Below are 17080 nucleotides of genomic sequence, written 5' to 3'. Positions count from 1 at the left end.
GCCAAGATACATCAGGCAGTCTCAGATTGTTGACAAAGGGCTAAAATGATCTTTATTTTAGCCCTTTGTCTTCTTTTCAGCGTGATAGAAAACCTTTGCAGGCTAGGAAGGACGAGCACCGGAGCGGAGCGAATTTGACATTCGTGAGCACCGAAGCGCAGACCTGACACCGAATGCGAGGGTTTGTCTACACGCTGAGACTGCCAGATTCCTCAGGCAGTCTCTTTCACGTTTATTCGTCTAAACCAATGGATACATATTTGGTTTCTAAATAAGGCTCGATCCCTTCGATGCCGCCTTCACGGCCAATTCCGCTTTCTTTCATTCCTCCGAATGGTGCTTGAACAGCCGATGGGCCGCCATCATTCCAGCCAATAATCCCGTAATCAAGATTCTCTGAGATGTAGAGGCCGTTTCGATAATTCTCTGTAAAGAAATAAGCTGCAAGACCAAACGGTGTATCGTTCGCTAATTCAATCGCTTCATCTAGCGTTTTGAATGTCGTAATCGGTGCCACTGGCCCAAAGGTTTCTTCATGCATAATGTTCATCGAAGGGTCCACATGTGTGAGAACCGTTGGCTGGACAAAATAATACGACTTGTCATCATCGAAATGCGTATCTCCGCCGACAAGGATTTTCGCCCCTTTTTCGACTGCATCTTGAATTTGGCTGACAATTTTATCAAAGCCGCGCTTGTTGATAATTGGGCCGATGGATGTGCCTTCTTCAAAGCCATTTCCCACTTTCAGCTTTTCGACCTCTTTGCTAAAGACTTGAGCAAATGCTTCATGAATGTCTTCATGCACAATTAAGCGGTTGGCACAGACACAGGTTTGTCCTGCATTACGGAACTTAGATGCCACTGCTTGTTTGACAGCTAGTTCAAGATTGGCATCTTTGTCTACGATGAGCGGGGCATGACCGCCAAGCTCCATTGATACGTGCTTGACTGTACTTGCACTGTTTTTGATCAAATGCTTTCCGACTGGCGTTGAGCCTGTGAACGTGATTTTGCGAATCAATGGGCTATCTGTGAAAATTTCACCGACTTCTTTTCCATCTCCAACCACCCATTGCAAGGCATCCTCTGGAATTCCGGCTTCGTGGCCTAATTTCACAAGTTCAATAGCCGTCAGCGGCGTGTCTTCAGCAGGCTTCACAATAAAGGTACAGCCCGCCGCAAGTGCTGGTGCTGCCTTTCTCGTGATCATGGCTGCGGGGAAATTCCACGGTGTAATGGCCGCAACAGGACCCACTGGCTGTTTTGTGACAAAAAGGCGCTTGTTCGCCGTATGGGAAGGAATGGTTCTGCCGTAGATTCGTTTGGCTTCCTCTGCGTACCATTCAATATATCCAGCCGCATAAACGATTTCTCCTAATGCTTCTTGATACGGCTTCCCGTTTTCTTCAGTGATGATTTTTGCGAGCCTTTCTTTATGTTCAATCATGAGATCAAACCACTTGCGAATGATATTGGCACGTTCATGTGCTGACGTTTTTGCCCATGTTTTGAATGCTTGATGTGAGCGAGTGATCGCATCTTCAATCTGTTCTTTTGTATGCTGAGCAACTGAAGCAATTTCTTCTCCTGTTGCAGGATTATACACTTTGAGTTCGTTTGTCATGCTCTACCGTCTCCTTCGTTCTTGGATTCATTACATATAGTATATACCCAATGAGTGCCCAACCTAAAAGCAATATCCATTCAGCTGGCCATGATAAGGAGGCTGGCATCCCTGGAAAATAAAATGAAAGAAAAAGGAGACTCAGCCCGATGGCTAAAACGCCTGTCGTCCGCCAATATTTAATGCGGTATGGACGCTCAAGTTCTGGTTCTGCTTTACGAAGTTTCATAAAGGCAATGGACACAATTAAGTAGCCGACGATGATCCCGACACCGCCTGCATTGACAATCCACACGAGGGCAGGGCGCCCTAATAATGGAGCGAAAAAGGCCAAAGCTCCAAGAAATAAAATGGCATTTGTCGGCGTTTTATACTTTGGATGAATATACGCAAACCATTTGGAAATCATGCCTCTTTCCGCCATCGCGTATAGAATACGGCTTGCACCGATGATAAAAGCATTCCAGCTCGTTACAATCCCTGCTACACCGCCAATGACAAGCACTGTCCCAAATGCTTGATGACCAAGTAGCTGTACCATCGCATCTGCTGTCGCCAAAGAAGAGGCTTCAAGCTGTCCTTTTGACAGCCCCGCAGCTACTCCAAAGACAATAAGCAGATAAAATACGACCGCACTCACGATAGAGATAATTAAAATTCTCCCAATGATTTTCTTTGGCGCATTGATCTCCGCCGCCACTTGAGGAATGACATCAAAGCCAACGAATAAAAAGGGAATCATCACTAAAACTGCCATGAGACCGCCAACCCCGCCTTGAAACATCGGCTCAAGGTTTGCTAGATTTCCGTTAAATGTGGCACCGCCTAAAAGAAGAAAACCTGTCACGATAATGGCCACTGTAAAAACAGATTGAAAAATAGCGGCTGGCTTGGCACCAATGTAGTTAAGCGCTGTTAAAAATAAAGCACCACCAGATCCAATCAACACCCATGTAAAATAAACGTCCCATCCCCCTATATTCCATAGGAAGCCAACATGCTGTGTTGGAATGACATAATCAATAACAGTTGGCAGTGCGACTGCTTCAAACGTAATGACCGAAACATAGCCAAACAACACGCCCCATGCCGAGACAAAAGCGGATTTTATCCCAAATGCCCGCTGGACAAAGACGAGCCCTCCTCCCGTCTCTGGAATCGCAGACGAAAGTTCAGCATACGTCAGTCCAATAAAGATGACGAGAATACCACCTATAACGAAGGCAATCACACTGCCTAAAAATCCAGCTGTTAAAATCCAATCTCCCGAAAGTACAACCCAGCCCCATCCAAGCATTGCACCAATGGATAAAAACAGTACGTCAGACTGTGACATGGTTTTTGCCATTTGTTGTTTTTGCATACAACCATCCCCCTTTGTTGTTTAGCGTGCTTTGAAGGCGTCCTCGATGATCCCTAGTCCTTCATGAAGCAGCTCATCTGTGATGACAAGTGGTGTTAAGAAGCGAATAATATTCCCATTAATCCCTGCCGTTAATAAGAGCAGTCCGTGCTCGTTTGCATATGATGCAATCGCTGCGGCTGTTTTCTTATCTGGTGTACGCGTAGTTTGATCTTCTACAATTTCAATTGCCGCCATTGCCCCTAACCGGCGGACTTCCCCAATGAATGGATACGCCACTCTCCAATCATTTGCTTTCTCCTCAATGACTTGTCCAATGTGTTCAGATCGTTGATTCAGTTGTTCTGTTTCAATAATATCAAGAACCGCTAGCGCTGCCACACAGCCTAATGGACTTCCTGCATATGTTCCTCCTAGCTCCCCTGGATCTGCCGCATCAAGCAGTTCTTTTCTGCCGACAACACCGCTTAGCGGCAACCCAGCAGCAAGAGATTTTGACACAGTGATTAAGTCCGGCACCACATCAAAGTGCTCAATGGCAAAATATTTACCTGTTCTTGCAAAGCCTGTTTGGATTTCATCTGCAACAAACACAATCCCGTGCTCCTGACAGAATGAAGCTACATGCTGAACAAAACGCTTCGATGGTACAATGAACCCGCCCTCCCCTTGGACTGGCTCCATGACCACACACGCAACGGTTTCTGGTGCAACGGCAGCGACGAAGAATTGATTGAATTGATCAATGATGTACTCATCGTAGGCTGCATCGCTTAATCCTTCTGGCTTCTGATAGTAATACGGGTATGGCGCTTGATACACCTCTGACGCAAATGGTCCGAACCCAAATTTATATGGCTTGACCTTACTCGTCATGCTCATCGTCATATTCGTTCTGCCGTGGAAGCCTCTTGTAAACGAGACCACGGCCTGTCTTTTCGTATATTTACGTGCAATTTTCACCGCATTTTCAACAGCCTCTGCACCTGAATTAAGGAAAATGGCTTTCTTGTCATGGTCACCTGGTGTAAGGCGGCATAGCTTCTCTGCCAATTCGATATACGATTCGTACATCATCACATTGAATCCCGGGTGAATCAGGCTGTCTGCTTGTGCTTTGACGGCTTCCACAACCTTTGGATGTGAATGGCCTACATTTAACGTACCGATCGCGCCAGCAAAATCGATAAAACGTTTCCCATCGATATCGAACAGCTCGGCACCTTTCCCCTTTGCTGCAAGATGACGGTTGCCATTACTCACGCCTCTTGCGACGTATTGATCTCTTTTCCCCTGCCATTCCTCAGTTGAAAAACGGTTTGTTGTCGTTTGACTCATTGTCATCCATCCCCTTTATGTCTTTTTTATTATTCTGAATATTTTTTGGTATGATAGAAAGTACCAATATCATTTTTTTCATGGTACCAGAGAGGAAGGAATGAAAAGATGCTGACAATTCAACTAGACCAAACAGGAGCAAACGGATTTATTTATCATCAAATTTACTCGAAAATTAAAGGTGAAATTTTAAATCGAAACCTTCAGCCGCACGATCAATTACCGTCCAAACGAGAGTTAGCCGATACATTAAATGTCAGCGTCAATTCAGTGAATGGCGCATATCAGCAGCTGCTTGCCGAGGGATATTTATATTCGGTTGAACGCAAAGGTTTTTTCGTGGAATCACTCGAAACGTTTCATGAATCAGGTCAGCTGAAACCCTCTACTCTCCCAGCAGATTTAAAGGAAGAGCCGATTGCACGAGACGATTGGTATTCCTTTTCACATATCTCTGTTGATACAGCCAATTTTCCGTTTAAAAGCTGGCTGAAAAGTGAACAAAAGGCGATCAGTCTCCACCAAGAAGCATTTGGTGAGCTTCCGCATCCACAAGGCGTGTACGAGCTTCGGGAAACAATTGCCCGGTTAATCGGGCTTGCACGGGGAGTCAAATGCTATCCAGAACAGCTCATTTTAAGTGCAGGCACGCAGTCACTTATCCATTCGCTATCAAGCATTCTTCCAGCCGATCAAGTATACGGGTTAGAAAACCCTGGCTATCGCCGGCTCTATCAAATGCTAAAAAACAATCATCACCGAATTGAAACGATTGGCATTGATCAAAAAGGAGTACGGATGAGTGACATTCAGAAGAAAGAGCCGAATGTGTTGATCATTACCCCTTCACATCAATTCCCTACAGGGGTGATTATGCCAATTTCCCGGCGGATTCAGCTCTTAAACTGGGCAGCCGATGAGCAAGACCGTTATATCATTGAGGATGATTATGACAGTGAATTCAAGTATGGGACTGACAGCATTCCAGCGCTGCAAAGTTTGGATCGATATGACAAAGTCATTTATATGGGGACCTTTTCAAAATCATTGTTGCCCGGCTTAAGGCTAAGCTACATGGTGCTCCCGCAGCATTTATTGAGACGCTATAAGGAAGAACAACACTTCTTCATTCAAACAGCCAACCTCTTTACACAATACACCCTTCTTCATTTTATAAAAGATGGAGCATATCAACGGCATATTAAAAGAATGAATGGTTTATATGAGGAAAAACGGAAGCAGCTCATTGGAGAGCTCAATACGGTTTTTGCTGACAATGTGCGGATTATTGGGGAAAATGCTGGACTTCATTTTATCGCAGAGTTCCGTTCAAACCGCACGCAGCATGAGATTTTACAGCGTGCCAAAGAAAGAAAGCTGAAAATGTATGGGATGGACCGTTTTACCCTTGATGAGCAATTACCGGGGCATCAGGAAGGCTTTGTTCCACTCGTTCTTGGCTTCTCTCATATGCGGCCAGAGGATATAGAGCCAGCGGTAAAAAGACTGTATGACTCGATTTATGGAAAATAAAACAGCCAGCTGCTTTTCTAGACAGCTGGCTTACCACCGCTCTTTATCTACGGCTAAAATGGATGACACGAGTCCAGGAAAAGCGGTCTCAATGTCTTCTTTTCTTAAAGAATAATAGCGGTGTTTTCCGTCAATTCTCACTTTCACGATGCCTGCCTCCCTCAACACTTTGAAGTGATGTGACAGCGTGGATTTGGCAATATTCATCTCATACGTGCCGCATGTCCTCTCGCCTGCTTCAGCTAAGCAGCGGACAATTTCTAACCGGATGGGATCGGCCAATGCGTGTAGCACCGAAATCAGTCTCATGTCTTCTTGGGTTGGATGGATTGGATTATTCATACGATAAATGTATCGTATTTCGTGCCAACATACAATCTCCTTACCCGCCTCACAAAGTAACGATACATCCTTCGGAAACGACTATGACTATATAATAGCTTTCTTGTGAAGGGGAGAATCTCATTTGACACGAAAATGTTGGACTTACTTATGTTTAATGTTACTCACCATTTGCTTATGTGGATGCCAATCCGTCCGTTATGCCGAATCTAAACCACCTAGTGCAGAAGAGGTATTAGCTCTCGATGAACAGGCAGATTTATTTCAATGGGAAGAAACGGTCTATGAAGCAAATGTAGATTGGGCCCATCAACTAACCGTCACTAAAGATCAGCAAGTAGGTGTGATTCAGAAAACAGCTGCCGAACATTTTAATCACGGCACAGCTTCCAAGTTGAAAAAAGGGACAGCGATTTACTCTGTAAAGGAGCGAGAAGACCTTTTAATCGCCGAACTTAACGGACAGATCATCATATATGCCGCACATGCGGAAGGATAAAATACCTGTCATCAGATAGGTGTTTTTTTAAGTTTCTTTTCTTGTCATAGGTCATTGGTTTTGTTATCATAGCAAAAGTGACCACTCGGTTTCCATTGTGACCATATGGTTTTGCCGATTCGGAAAGGACTTATGAAGATGAACGAAAAGCAAGAAGAGATTTTGCGGGTTTCAAAGAAATTATTTTCTCAAAAAGGCTATATGAGTGTCTCCATGCAGTCAATTGCCGATGCCTGTAAAATATCAAAAGCGTCTATTTATAAACTGTTTGATTCAAAGGAAGCTCTTCTATTAGAACTGATTAAATACAATCAATGCAAAATGAGAGAGATTTCTCAAATCATTCATTCAGAAACGACGCTGTCCAAAAAGGAAAAATTCACAAAGAAGATCAAGCTTGAGCTTGAAGAGTTTAAAGAGAATCATAAATTTTTGAATATGCTATCCTTTGAAGCTTTTTCACAGCATTCGCCCATTGTCATTAAGCATTTACGTGAGACACGCTCCATTATCATGCAGCGGCACAGAGACATTATTTTAAGCACATATGGTGATTCTGTTGCGCCTTACGTCTGGGATCTTGTCATTGTCCTCAACGGATTAATGAGAGAATTCATTTTAATGCTGGCGATTGAGCGCAAGAACATCCAATTAGAAAATGCCGCCGAAATGATTATCGGCGTGATGGACCGTGTGTCGAAAAAGCCTTGCTCTATTGAGCCTGTGCTAACAGATCAGCTGATGGACTCTTATTTGCTTTCCACACAGGACGAATACGATGAAGAAAAGCTTGTCATCTCGTACTTAACGAAGATCAAACAAGAGCTTCACACACTGTCAAACGGGGAAGAAAAGGACGATTTCCTCTCTGCGTTTGAACTGCTAAGTGAAGAATTATCAAAGGACCAACCGAGAACCTTTTTAATTAGTTCACTACTCGATTATTTAGGGAAAAACAGCGTTTTATCACAAAACGTGTCACAGCTGAAAAGCATCATCTTATAGATAAAGAAGGGATAACATGAACCAATCTACAACATCGTATAATCGATCTGTGATTGTGGGGATTTTCCTCGTTGGGGCATTTGTCGCAATTTTAAACCAAACATTGCTCATTCCAGCGATCCCACATATCATGGAGGAATTCAATATTGATGTCAGCAAAGGGCAGTGGCTCACCACAGCCTTTATGCTGACAAACGGGATTCTCATCCCGATCACGGCTTTCTTAATCGAGAAATTTTCAAGCCGTTCTTTAGTTTTAACGGCGCTTAGTATCTTTACAGTCGGTACAATTCTTGCTTCATTTGCAACGAATTTCCCTGTATTACTTGCAGCGCGTATTGTGCAGGCAGCCGGTGCAGGGATTTTAATGCCACTGATGCAAACGATCTTTTTAACCATTTTCCCGAAAGAAAAACGCGGGCAGGCAATGGGCATGGTCGGACTTGTCATATCTTTCGCACCAGCTCTTGGGCCGACACTTGGCGGCTGGATTGTTGACTCCTTCAGCTGGAAGTTCCTGTTCTATATTGTTCTTCCTATAGGTATTATTGATCTTATTCTTGCTTTCTTCTTAATGAAAAATGTAACGCAGCAAAGAGAGACACGTATTGATGTTTTATCTGTCATCTTGTCGTCCTTCGGTTTCGGCGGACTGCTTTACGGATTTTCTAGTGTTGGCACATACGGCTGGACAAGTGCCACTGTCCTCATTTCGCTGATTGTCGGCGCTGTGAGCTTGTTCTTCTTTATTCTGCGCCAGTCGAATTTGACAAGACCGATGCTTGAATTTGGTGTCTTTAAGTTTGCAATCTTTAGCTTGACGACCTTTCTTGGGATGCTTGTCTTTGCTTTATTGATTGGGACAGAGACGATTCTGCCGCTCTATACGCAGAATGTGAGAGGGTTGTCTGCTCTTGATACAGGACTGATCTTATTGCCAGGTGCTCTCTTTATGGGGCTCCTCTCACCAATTATTGGACGGATTTTTGATAAAGTCGGCGGAAAAGGGCTGGCATTAGGCGGGTTTACGATACTTACCGTGACGACCTTGCCATTTATGCTGCTCACCCTTGATTCATCCATCGCCCTCATTACGGTCGCGTACACGCTTCGCTTAATCGGGGTTGGGATGATCATGATGCCGCTGACAACAGCAGGTATTAACTCTTTACCACCTCATTTGATCCCGCATGGGACAGCGATGAATAACACGATGAGACAAATGGGCGGTTCCATTGGGACAGCAGTGCTTGTCTCCATCATGAGCAGCTCTGCTGCAAATGCAGAATTGGCCAGCCCATTAAAATCAGCCGTTCATGGAATGAATACGTCATTCTTCATTTCTGGTCTGATTGCGGTCATTGGGCTTGTCCTCTCCTTTTTCTTAAAGGAAAAACGCAATAATAAAGTGATGAAGCAGGAGCTATCTTCCTCCTCATCTTCTTCATAAGAAAAAGAGCTCGGCATATGGCCGGCTCTTTTTTCATATACTCACGCTATACCGTCCTCCCTGAAAATACATTTGTATTTCTAGTGAAGAAAAACCTTGATAATTTGAAGAAAAGAGTTGATAATAGGAACTATTCAATTTGTGAGAAAATTTTTACTATAGGAGATGTATGCATTGAAGGTCGTTAAATTTGGTGGCAGTTCACTTGCTTCTGGCAAGCAGCTGCAAAAGGTATTTGACATTGTAACAGCAGATCCAGCTCGAAAAGCAGTCGTTGTTTCCGCACCAGGAAAACGGCATTCAACGGATACGAAGGTCACCGATCTATTAATTAGCTGTGGTGAGCAATATTTACGTTTAGGCGAAGCACACGATTTACAGGAAGCCGTCATTGAACGGTATGCCTCCATTGCGGATGAACTCGGATTAAGTCATGACGTGATTGACACCATCCGGCAAGATCTAGATGCCCTCTTACAGGCTAATACGTCTCATCCTGAGCGATATCTTGATGCCATCAAAGCAAGCGGTGAAGACAATAACGCAAAACTCATTGCCGCCTATTTCCGCTATCAAGGTGTCGAAGCTCACTATGTGAACCCAAAGGAAGCTGGTTTATTTGTGAGCGATGAGCCTGGTCAAGCGCAAGTCCTACCGGAGTCATATGATCATTTGTATAAATTAAGAGAGCGCTCTGGCATTATCATATTCCCTGGCTTTTTTGGCTTTAGTCTATCGGGGGACATTGTCACCTTTTCTCGCAGCGGCTCCGATATTACCGGTTCCATTTTGGCAAACGGTTTGAAGGCAGATGTGTACGAGAACTTTACAGATGTGGATGCTGTTTATGCTGTCAATCCAACGATCGTTCATGAGCCAAAGGAGATTACAGAGCTTACGTACCGGGAAATGCGCGAGCTATCCTATGCTGGTTTTTCTGTGTTCCATGATGAAGCACTCATTCCGGCCTTCCGTGCAGGCATTCCAGTACAGATTAAAAACACCAATAATCCTTCGGCAAAAGGCACCAAAATTGTGAACCAGCGGGATCATACAAATGGACCTGTTGTCGGAATCGCTTCAGACAGCGGATTTTGCAGCATTTATATTAGCAAATATTTGATGAACCGAGAAGTCGGTTTTGGACGTAAGGTGCTGCAAACGTTAGAGGAATATGGGCTTACGTATGAGCACGTCCCTTCTGGCATTGATGATATGAACATTATTTTAAGGCAGGATCAGCTGGAGGAGCAGCATATTGAACAAGAGCTGCTCGACCGCTTGAAGCATGTGCTTGATGCAGATGAGGTCGTTTTAGAGCCGCATCTCTCCCTCATTATGGTTGTAGGAGAAGCGATGCGCCACAATGTTGGCACCACAGCAAGAGCAGCAAAAGCGCTGTCAAAAGCGAAGGTCAATATTGAAATGATCAATCAAGGATCTTCAGAGGTCAGCATGATGTTTGGCGTCAAAGCGGCTCAAGAAAAAGAAGCCGTTCAAGCGTTGTATGAGGAATTTTTCTCTATGTCTACCGTCCCTGTCTCTCTTTAATCAGCAGGCTGTCAGATCTCAGGATCGGCAGTCTTTTTTGTTCTCACCCGATTCACATGGATTTACGCATTAAAGTGTATCTATTTCTCGTTTGATTTTGTATGATAGAGACAAACCAACTATTGTTCCGGCCTATGAGCGGAGCTACAAGGAGTCCTAAAACAATGCCTCGTCAACAACTATTAAAACAGTTTCGCAACTTTCATGATGCTTCTACGAGTATTCTAAATATGATGAGTCAATTCACTGATGTGAATACACTGTTTATTGCTAAAAACGATCAAACCACCAATCAGATTGTAAAGGTGTTAAATCATGACGAGCAGCTTCTTGAAGAAGGGGAAGAAATTCCTTACGAGAAGACATTTTGCAAGCTGGCGGTCGATCATCACGATACGCTTGTGATCCCTGATATATCATTGGATGATCGTTCTAAATCCTTAGAAGTCACGAAACGTCTTCAAGGCGGATCATTCATCGGAGTGCCGATTGATTTTACAGATGGTACGAACTACGGAACGATTTGCGGGCTTGATCTAAGGCCGCAGCAATTCACAGAAGAGCATGTGCATATGTTTGAAACGATGGCTTCTCTATTAAGCTACGTCCTTGAACTAGACCGTGCCAACCGGCAGATTCAGCAATTATCTGTACCGATCGTCCCAGTTGTTGACGGTGTCGCCGTGCTTCCTCTACTTGGTGATATCGAAGAGACACGTGCTCAGCATATATTAGAAACCATTTTACAGGAAAGCTACAGGCTGTCGCTCTCTCATTTGGTCATTGATGTATCAGGAACAAAACGCCTGAATGAACAGAGCATTCAATATCTGGTCAACTATGCACAAACGCTGAGACTTTTAGGGATTTCTGCTGTTTTAACAGGGATTAAGCAAGATCTTGCTTTAAGTGCGATTCAATCGAATATATCATTTAAAGACATCACCATTCGGAAAGACTTGCCGCAGGCACTTGCTCATATTGGCTTAACATTTACCAAAACGGAATAAGAAATGATAGACACAAAAAGGGCTAAATCAATTTTAGCCCTTTTCTTCTTTTTAAATCATGCCAACAGCTGCAAATAAGAAGAATCGTTTCCGTCTTCAATAACTTGTACAATCTTCTGTGCATGTGATGCGTCTGTGACACTGTTTAATTTTTGCATGATGTCTTCTTTCGATAATGCATGACCTGGTGCGCCTCGCGGAATATCGACTCGTTTGCTAATGATGGTGCCATCAGATAAGGTGAGCTTCACAATCGTAAAGCGACCTTTTGGGACAGCGTCTGGATGGGGTTCTATCGTTTGATCATATTCTCTCTTCACCCGTTTCATCCAAGTGCACATGTTTGATGGAATGTGTTTTTTCGTAAAGACATCCAGCGTCAGCGACTGTCCAAACGCGGCAAGTGCGATCACGTATTCGACACTAAATCGTCCTTCTTCTCCAGTCGAAGGTGTCCGCTCAATAAGCGCTGCATCTCCGCCAGGCGGGAACAGGACATCTACTTGTTTCACCTGTTCTGGCAAGAAAGCCCGCTCTTTCATTAAGGATTGGATCGCATCTGCTGCATGGTGGGCAGCTGAGCAGAATGGATATACTTTGAACCACAGCCCTGGTGAAACGATACGCCATGTAGAACCATAGCCCTCTAGTAAACGACTTTCCGCAAGTTCCAGATCTCCGTAGAGTGAAAAGAAACCAAGTGCGCCATCAAGAACCGAGTCATTGCCACCAAAACCTGAACAAGCTAAGTCCATAGACGAGACGGCTGTTTTAGCCGCTAAGCCAGCTTGTAATGGTTTCATATCAGAGCCGAACTGCTTTCGCATTCCGGCAGATTGCGCTCCAGCAAAGCCGATTGCCTTCATCAGCTCTTCCTGCGAGACTTGTTTTAAATATCCAATGGCACATACTGCCGCAATGGCTCCAAGGGTTCCGGTATTATGCCAGCCCCGCTCATAATGCGCTTTTCCGATGGATTCACCAAGCCTTGCCATCACTTCAACACCTGTGATGTAGGCTGCTAAAAATCGATCGCCAAACCCTTTGCCGTCTGATAGCTGTGAAAGCAAGGCTGGAATGATGACTGCACTTGGGTGTCCTCTCACGTCTGAATGCACATCATCATAATCAAGGGCGTGGATCAAGTAGCCGTTCAGCATCGCTGCGGATTGACGGCTGACCTTCTTCCCTTGTCCGATGACAGGAATTTGAGCTGCTCCGCCTTCTTGTTCCACAAGTCCCATGAGCTTTTGAATTCCTTCGTCCTCTTTCGCAGCAAGCGCTGCTGCCGTAGCGTCTAACAGACCATTTCGAGCCATTTCTACCGCCCGCTGATCTTGAAGTGGATCAGCAGACAGTACAGCCTCTGCCAATTGTTTTGTTAATTCCATGATCGTGACTCCAATGCCCGAACAGCAAGCTCGGCAAAGAAGGCAGCGGCAACCGGAAGTGCGTCTTCATTTAATGTAAAGGCAGGGTGATGCCATTCCTCGGTACCGCTTGTCCCCATCCATACGAAAAAGCCTGGAATGCGTTCTTGATAAAGGGCAAAATCTTCTCCGCCCGGTGACTGCTCAGCCTGAACGACTGTGAGATCCAGCGCACCTGCTGTTTCTTCTACTACCTTTGTCAGACGCTCGTCATTCAACACAGAAGGCAGATATGGATGCCATTTCACTTCGCCTTTTGCCCCAAACCCTTCGGCAATCCCGCTCACGATTTGTTTCATGAGCTCGGGAATCATCGCTCTCACTTCAGGCTCAAATGTCCGAACAGTTCCTTCCATCTCAACACGATCAGGAATCACATTCCATGATGTACCGCCTTGAATGCGTGTAATGCTGACGACTGCATGATGCAAAGAGCTGATGCGGCGGCTGACAATTTGCTGAAGAGCACTTGTGATCTGCCCACTGATGGCAATCGGGTCTACCGTGTGATTCGGAATACCTGCATGACCACCCGTTCCTTTAATATTGATTTCAAACCGGTCTACACTTGCCATTAATGCTTTTTCTCTAATGCCTATAGTGCCAACTTTCAGGTCTGGTTTGTTGTGCATACCAAAAATGGCATCCACTCCATCTAAAACGCCTGCCTCTATGACATGTTTCGCTCCTTGCGCGACTTCCTCAGCCGGCTGGAACAAAATGCGGACCGTTCCTTTGAGCTCGTGTTTTCGTTCTTTTAATAAAAGAGCTGCTCCAAAGATAGAAGCTGTATGGAAATCATGACCGCAAGCATGCATTTTTCCCGGTACCTTTGAGGAAAATGGTTCGCCAGATGCTTCTTCAATCGGAAGTGCATCAATATCAGCTCTCAGGGCAATCGTTGGTCCCTCTTGTTCTCCTTGGATTTCACAGACAACACCTGTTTGAAGAGCTGGAAAATCGAGTACGGTGATCCCCTCCTCCTCTAACCAGCGGCGCAGTTTTTTTGTCGTTTCATATTCTTCAAACGCCAGCTCTGGATGCTCATGAAGCGCTCGGCGAATGTTAATTAAACGTTTGTTTAATGCTTCATTTCCTAATGATTTCACTGATACTCACCCCTCTAAAGAGTAAAAAGCAGCTTATGCTTCTTCAGCCGCTGCTTCTTTTTGGATAAATCGTTTTGTCCGTTCATTCTTCGTTTCATCAAATAGCTCAGTTGGTGTGCCCTGTTCAATAATATGACCATCCGCCATGAAAATCACATGGTCTGCCACTTCTCTAGCAAACGCCATTTCATGTGTGACGATGATCATCGTTGTTTCTTGAATCGCAATGGACTTAATGACTTGAAGCACACCTGAGACAAGCTCTGGATCAAGTGCTGACGTTGGTTCATCGAGTAAAATCGCATGTGGATCAACCGCTAATGCGCGGGCAATCCCGATTCGCTGCTGCTGTCCGCCAGATAACGTGACTGGATAGCTGTCAGCCTTTTGCTCTAATCCTACTTGCTTCAGCAGCTTCATTCCAATCTCATTTGCCTGCTGCTTCGTCATTTTTTTCGTCACAAGCAGTGATTCTGTGATATTTTGCAGTGCTGTCTTGTTTTTAAACAGATTGTAGTTTTGAAACACCATGGCCGTTTGTTGACGCAGGTGATGGGCTTCTTTTCGTGTATATTTAGACGCATCGAGCTTCGCATCGCCAATTTCAATCGTGCCTTCATCTGGTATTTCTAATAAATTTAAGCAGCGCAGCAAGGTGGATTTACCGGAGCCAGAAGGTCCGATAATGGCCACAACCTGCCCTTTTTGCACATCGAGATTGATTCCGTCTAAGACGACAAGGTCGCCGAATGATTTCTTCAAATTGGTGAGCTTGATCATGTCCACACCTCCTTAATTCCGGTAAGGTTTGCTAATTTTTCGTTCGAATAGGTCTTGAAGGAAGCTATAAATGATGGTCATCACCCAATACACAATCCCTACGGCTAAATAGGTTTCAAAGTATTTATAGTTCGCCGACGCAATCATCTTCCCTTGTGCAAACATTTCTGCCACACCAATCGTAAAGGCAAGAGATGTTTCTTTTAAAAGACCGATAAAGGTATTCCCCGTCGCTGGAATCGCGTTTCGAATTGCCTGCGGGAAAATAATTCTGACGTAAGACTGCCATCTTGTCATGCCGACAGATAGACAAGCTTCCAGCTGCCCTTCATCTACAGAGTTGAGGGCAGCTCTGAAAATTTCTGCTAAGTATGCTGAGTTTTTAATACTTAATCCGATAATGACCGCTGTTAGTGCATCCATTGAGGTCATCGCAGGGAATAGCTGCGGAAGACCAAAATAAATGAGAAAGAGCTGAACCAAGGTTGGAACCGCTCTGAAAAAAGAAATATACAGCTTGGCAAATTGGTACAAAACAGGTATCCGGTTTTTCGTAATGAGAGCGAATACCACACCAATGATAATGGCAAATACCATGGAGACAATCGCCATGAAGATCGTTATCGGCAAGTATTGGATCAATGTCGGAAAAACGGTCACCATATACTGCCAATCAATTTTGTTCATGTCTGCTCTTCACCGCCGCTGTCGTTATTTTTTAATTGGCACCGTGACATCGTCTTTGAAATACTTCTCAGACAATTTCTTCAGTGTCCCGTCTTCTCTTAATTCTTTGATTGCTTTGTTAAATTCTTCTCTTAGCTTGTCATGCTTTGTATCTTTGGCAAATGGGTAGCCTACTTCTTCATACACAATTGGGTTGCCGACAATTTTGAGCGGCAGACCTGTTTTTTCAATTTGAGCAAGTAATACACTGCGTCCGTTGACATAAGCATCTACGCGGCCATTTGCCACTTCATTTAAGACACCATCTTGCGTTTCATATGTTTTAATATTGATTTTCTTGTCCGGATCTTTGCTCTCTAAGTTTTTGGCATGGTTAGAGCCAAGAACTGCCGCCACTGTTTTTCCTTTTAAATCATCAAGACCTTTGATGTCATTGTTGTCCTTTTTCACGATGATTTGTGTTCCTGCATATGCGTACGTATCAGTAAAGTTAAACGTTTGTTTACGCTCATCTGTGACTGCGACTTGGTTTGACACTGTATCCAGCTTACCAGATGTCAGCTGCCCCATTAGTCCGCTGAATTCACTCAGCTGCCAGTCTAGTTTGTAGCCTAGCTTTTTTGCAATAGCTTCAGTTACTTCAACATCGAAGCCAACAAGCTTGCCATTGTCTTTATAAGCAAACGGATAGCTTTGCCCTGTGGCACCTACTTTTAACACTTTTTCGTCTTTGCCTTCACTCTGATTGCCTCCGCCGCAAGCTGCTAAAACTGCCAGCATTGCTGCAAATAGAACGACTAGCCACTTTTTGTTTTTCATGTTCGTATACCCTTCTTTCCTCTTATGGTTGTGTGATATCTGATCTTAGTTGTTTTTTCAAATAAACCGTGATGTGTCCCTTGCCTAAATCCTTTTCTCCTGCTCTGACGTAGCCTTTGCGCTCATACATGTCTATGAGCCACGGATGCTTATCAGCTGTACCTAGAGATACGTATGGCACCTTTAAGGTATCCCTTAGCAATTCGGTTTCCACCCACTCCAGCAAGACAGAGCCTGTCCCTTTTTGGGCGGATGGTTCTGAGGCAAACCACCAAATGTGAGGGACGCCGAACGGGCCTGGCTGTTCTCCCCAAGGCATACGGAGCGACAAGGTGGATAGAAGCTCTCCGTTTTCTTCCATCACATAGCAGAGATTCTTTTGTACATTTTTCTGAACGAGAGCAAAATCAGCATGTGCTGCTTGGAACTGGATGCCGAGCTCACGAATTGGCTCATAGGCTCTTGTTGTCAGTTCAAGCAGTGCCTCTATATCTGCCTCTGTTGCCAGACGAAACGTGTATCCCAACGTTAGTCACC

Annotated in this window: 16 protein-coding genes; 6 read left to right on the top strand and 10 right to left on the bottom strand. The window is 44.5% G+C overall.

Annotation, left to right across the window (positions count from 1 at the left end; translation table 11 throughout):
* Positions 1 to 232: 232 nt before the first annotated feature.
* Genes MHI16_RS02165 through gabT form a run of 3 tightly spaced genes read right to left on the bottom strand, consistent with a single transcriptional unit; the run spans position 233 to position 4328 of the window.
* Positions 233 to 1627 (bottom strand): NAD-dependent succinate-semialdehyde dehydrogenase, encoded by a 1395-nt coding sequence (locus MHI16_RS02165; protein ID WP_268467721.1) that lies wholly within the window; start codon positions 1625 to 1627, stop codon positions 233 to 235.
* Positions 1602 to 2990: an APC family permease gene (locus tag MHI16_RS02160; RefSeq protein WP_268467723.1), complete on the bottom strand. Its 1389-nt coding sequence runs from the start codon at positions 2988 to 2990 to the stop codon at positions 1602 to 1604. Before MHI16_RS02160 ends, MHI16_RS02165 begins: the two co-directional genes overlap by 26 nt.
* A 21-nt stretch (positions 2991 to 3011) precedes the next feature.
* The gene (gene gabT, locus MHI16_RS02155) at positions 3012 to 4328 is read right to left on the bottom strand and encodes a 4-aminobutyrate--2-oxoglutarate transaminase (RefSeq protein WP_058015330.1); all 1317 of its coding nucleotides are present in this window, start codon (positions 4326 to 4328) and stop codon (positions 3012 to 3014) included.
* A 108-nt stretch (positions 4329 to 4436) separates the two neighbouring features.
* On the opposite strand from gabT, the gene MHI16_RS02150 reads away from it, so the two are divergent.
* Complete coding sequence (locus tag MHI16_RS02150; RefSeq protein WP_058015329.1) at positions 4437 to 5861, top strand: PLP-dependent aminotransferase family protein; 1425 nt, start codon at positions 4437 to 4439, stop codon at positions 5859 to 5861.
* A 30-nt stretch (positions 5862 to 5891) separates the two neighbouring features.
* Here the strand turns inward: MHI16_RS02150 and MHI16_RS02145 are convergent, their stop codons facing one another.
* On the bottom strand, positions 5892 to 6203 hold the full coding sequence (locus MHI16_RS02145) for a metalloregulator ArsR/SmtB family transcription factor (RefSeq protein WP_058015328.1): 312 nt from the start codon (positions 6201 to 6203) through the stop codon (positions 5892 to 5894).
* Positions 6204 to 6327: 124 nt separating this feature from the next.
* Between MHI16_RS02145 and MHI16_RS02140 the strand changes: the two genes are divergently transcribed.
* From MHI16_RS02140 to MHI16_RS02120, 5 genes are all read left to right on the top strand, one after another.
* The gene (locus MHI16_RS02140; RefSeq protein ID WP_058015327.1) at positions 6328 to 6702 is read left to right on the top strand and encodes a hypothetical protein; all 375 of its coding nucleotides are present in this window, start codon (positions 6328 to 6330) and stop codon (positions 6700 to 6702) included.
* Positions 6703 to 6840: 138 nt separating this feature from the next.
* Complete coding sequence (locus MHI16_RS02135; protein WP_235567074.1) at positions 6841 to 7707, top strand: TetR/AcrR family transcriptional regulator; 867 nt, start codon at positions 6841 to 6843, stop codon at positions 7705 to 7707.
* A 16-nt stretch (positions 7708 to 7723) separates the two neighbouring features.
* The gene (locus MHI16_RS02130; RefSeq protein WP_058015325.1) at positions 7724 to 9157 is read left to right on the top strand and encodes an MDR family MFS transporter; all 1434 of its coding nucleotides are present in this window, start codon (positions 7724 to 7726) and stop codon (positions 9155 to 9157) included.
* A 174-nt stretch (positions 9158 to 9331) separates the two neighbouring features.
* Positions 9332 to 10708 (top strand): aspartate kinase, encoded by a 1377-nt coding sequence (locus tag MHI16_RS02125; protein ID WP_061406759.1) that lies wholly within the window; start codon positions 9332 to 9334, stop codon positions 10706 to 10708.
* A 164-nt stretch (positions 10709 to 10872) separates the two neighbouring features.
* Positions 10873 to 11718: a GAF domain-containing protein gene (locus MHI16_RS02120; RefSeq protein WP_058015323.1), complete on the top strand. Its 846-nt coding sequence runs from the start codon at positions 10873 to 10875 to the stop codon at positions 11716 to 11718.
* 56 nt (positions 11719 to 11774) lie between these two features.
* Here the strand turns inward: MHI16_RS02120 and MHI16_RS02115 are convergent, their stop codons facing one another.
* Genes MHI16_RS02115 through MHI16_RS02090 form a run of 6 tightly spaced genes read right to left on the bottom strand, consistent with a single transcriptional unit; the run spans position 11775 to position 17069 of the window.
* The gene (locus MHI16_RS02115; RefSeq protein ID WP_058015322.1) at positions 11775 to 13109 is read right to left on the bottom strand and encodes an MmgE/PrpD family protein; all 1335 of its coding nucleotides are present in this window, start codon (positions 13107 to 13109) and stop codon (positions 11775 to 11777) included.
* Positions 13100 to 14257, bottom strand: a complete 1158-nt coding sequence (locus tag MHI16_RS02110; protein ID WP_058015321.1) for an amidohydrolase — start codon at positions 14255 to 14257, stop codon at positions 13100 to 13102. Before MHI16_RS02110 ends, MHI16_RS02115 begins: the two co-directional genes overlap by 10 nt.
* Before the next feature lie 33 nt (positions 14258 to 14290).
* Entirely contained in the window at positions 14291 to 15037 is a 747-nt protein-coding gene (locus MHI16_RS02105; RefSeq protein ID WP_012008912.1) for an amino acid ABC transporter ATP-binding protein, read from the bottom strand.
* Between the two features lie 12 nt (positions 15038 to 15049).
* Complete coding sequence (locus tag MHI16_RS02100; RefSeq protein WP_003214174.1) at positions 15050 to 15724, bottom strand: amino acid ABC transporter permease; 675 nt, start codon at positions 15722 to 15724, stop codon at positions 15050 to 15052.
* 24 nt (positions 15725 to 15748) lie between these two features.
* Positions 15749 to 16543 (bottom strand): amino acid ABC transporter substrate-binding protein, encoded by a 795-nt coding sequence (locus tag MHI16_RS02095; protein ID WP_058015320.1) that lies wholly within the window; start codon positions 16541 to 16543, stop codon positions 15749 to 15751.
* Between the two features lie 22 nt (positions 16544 to 16565).
* The gene (locus MHI16_RS02090; protein ID WP_268467728.1) at positions 16566 to 17069 is read right to left on the bottom strand and encodes a GNAT family N-acetyltransferase; all 504 of its coding nucleotides are present in this window, start codon (positions 17067 to 17069) and stop codon (positions 16566 to 16568) included.
* Positions 17070 to 17080: the final 11 nt, after the last annotated feature.

Origin of the sequence: Bacillus sp. FSL K6-0923, assembly GCF_038630825.1 — a bacterium.
In the GTDB taxonomy this organism is placed as follows: Bacteria; Bacillota; Bacilli; order Bacillales; family Bacillaceae; genus Bacillus; species Bacillus pumilus.
The sequence above is the reverse complement of the archived record's forward strand: the minus strand, read 5'-3'. Positions and strand labels throughout refer to the sequence as shown.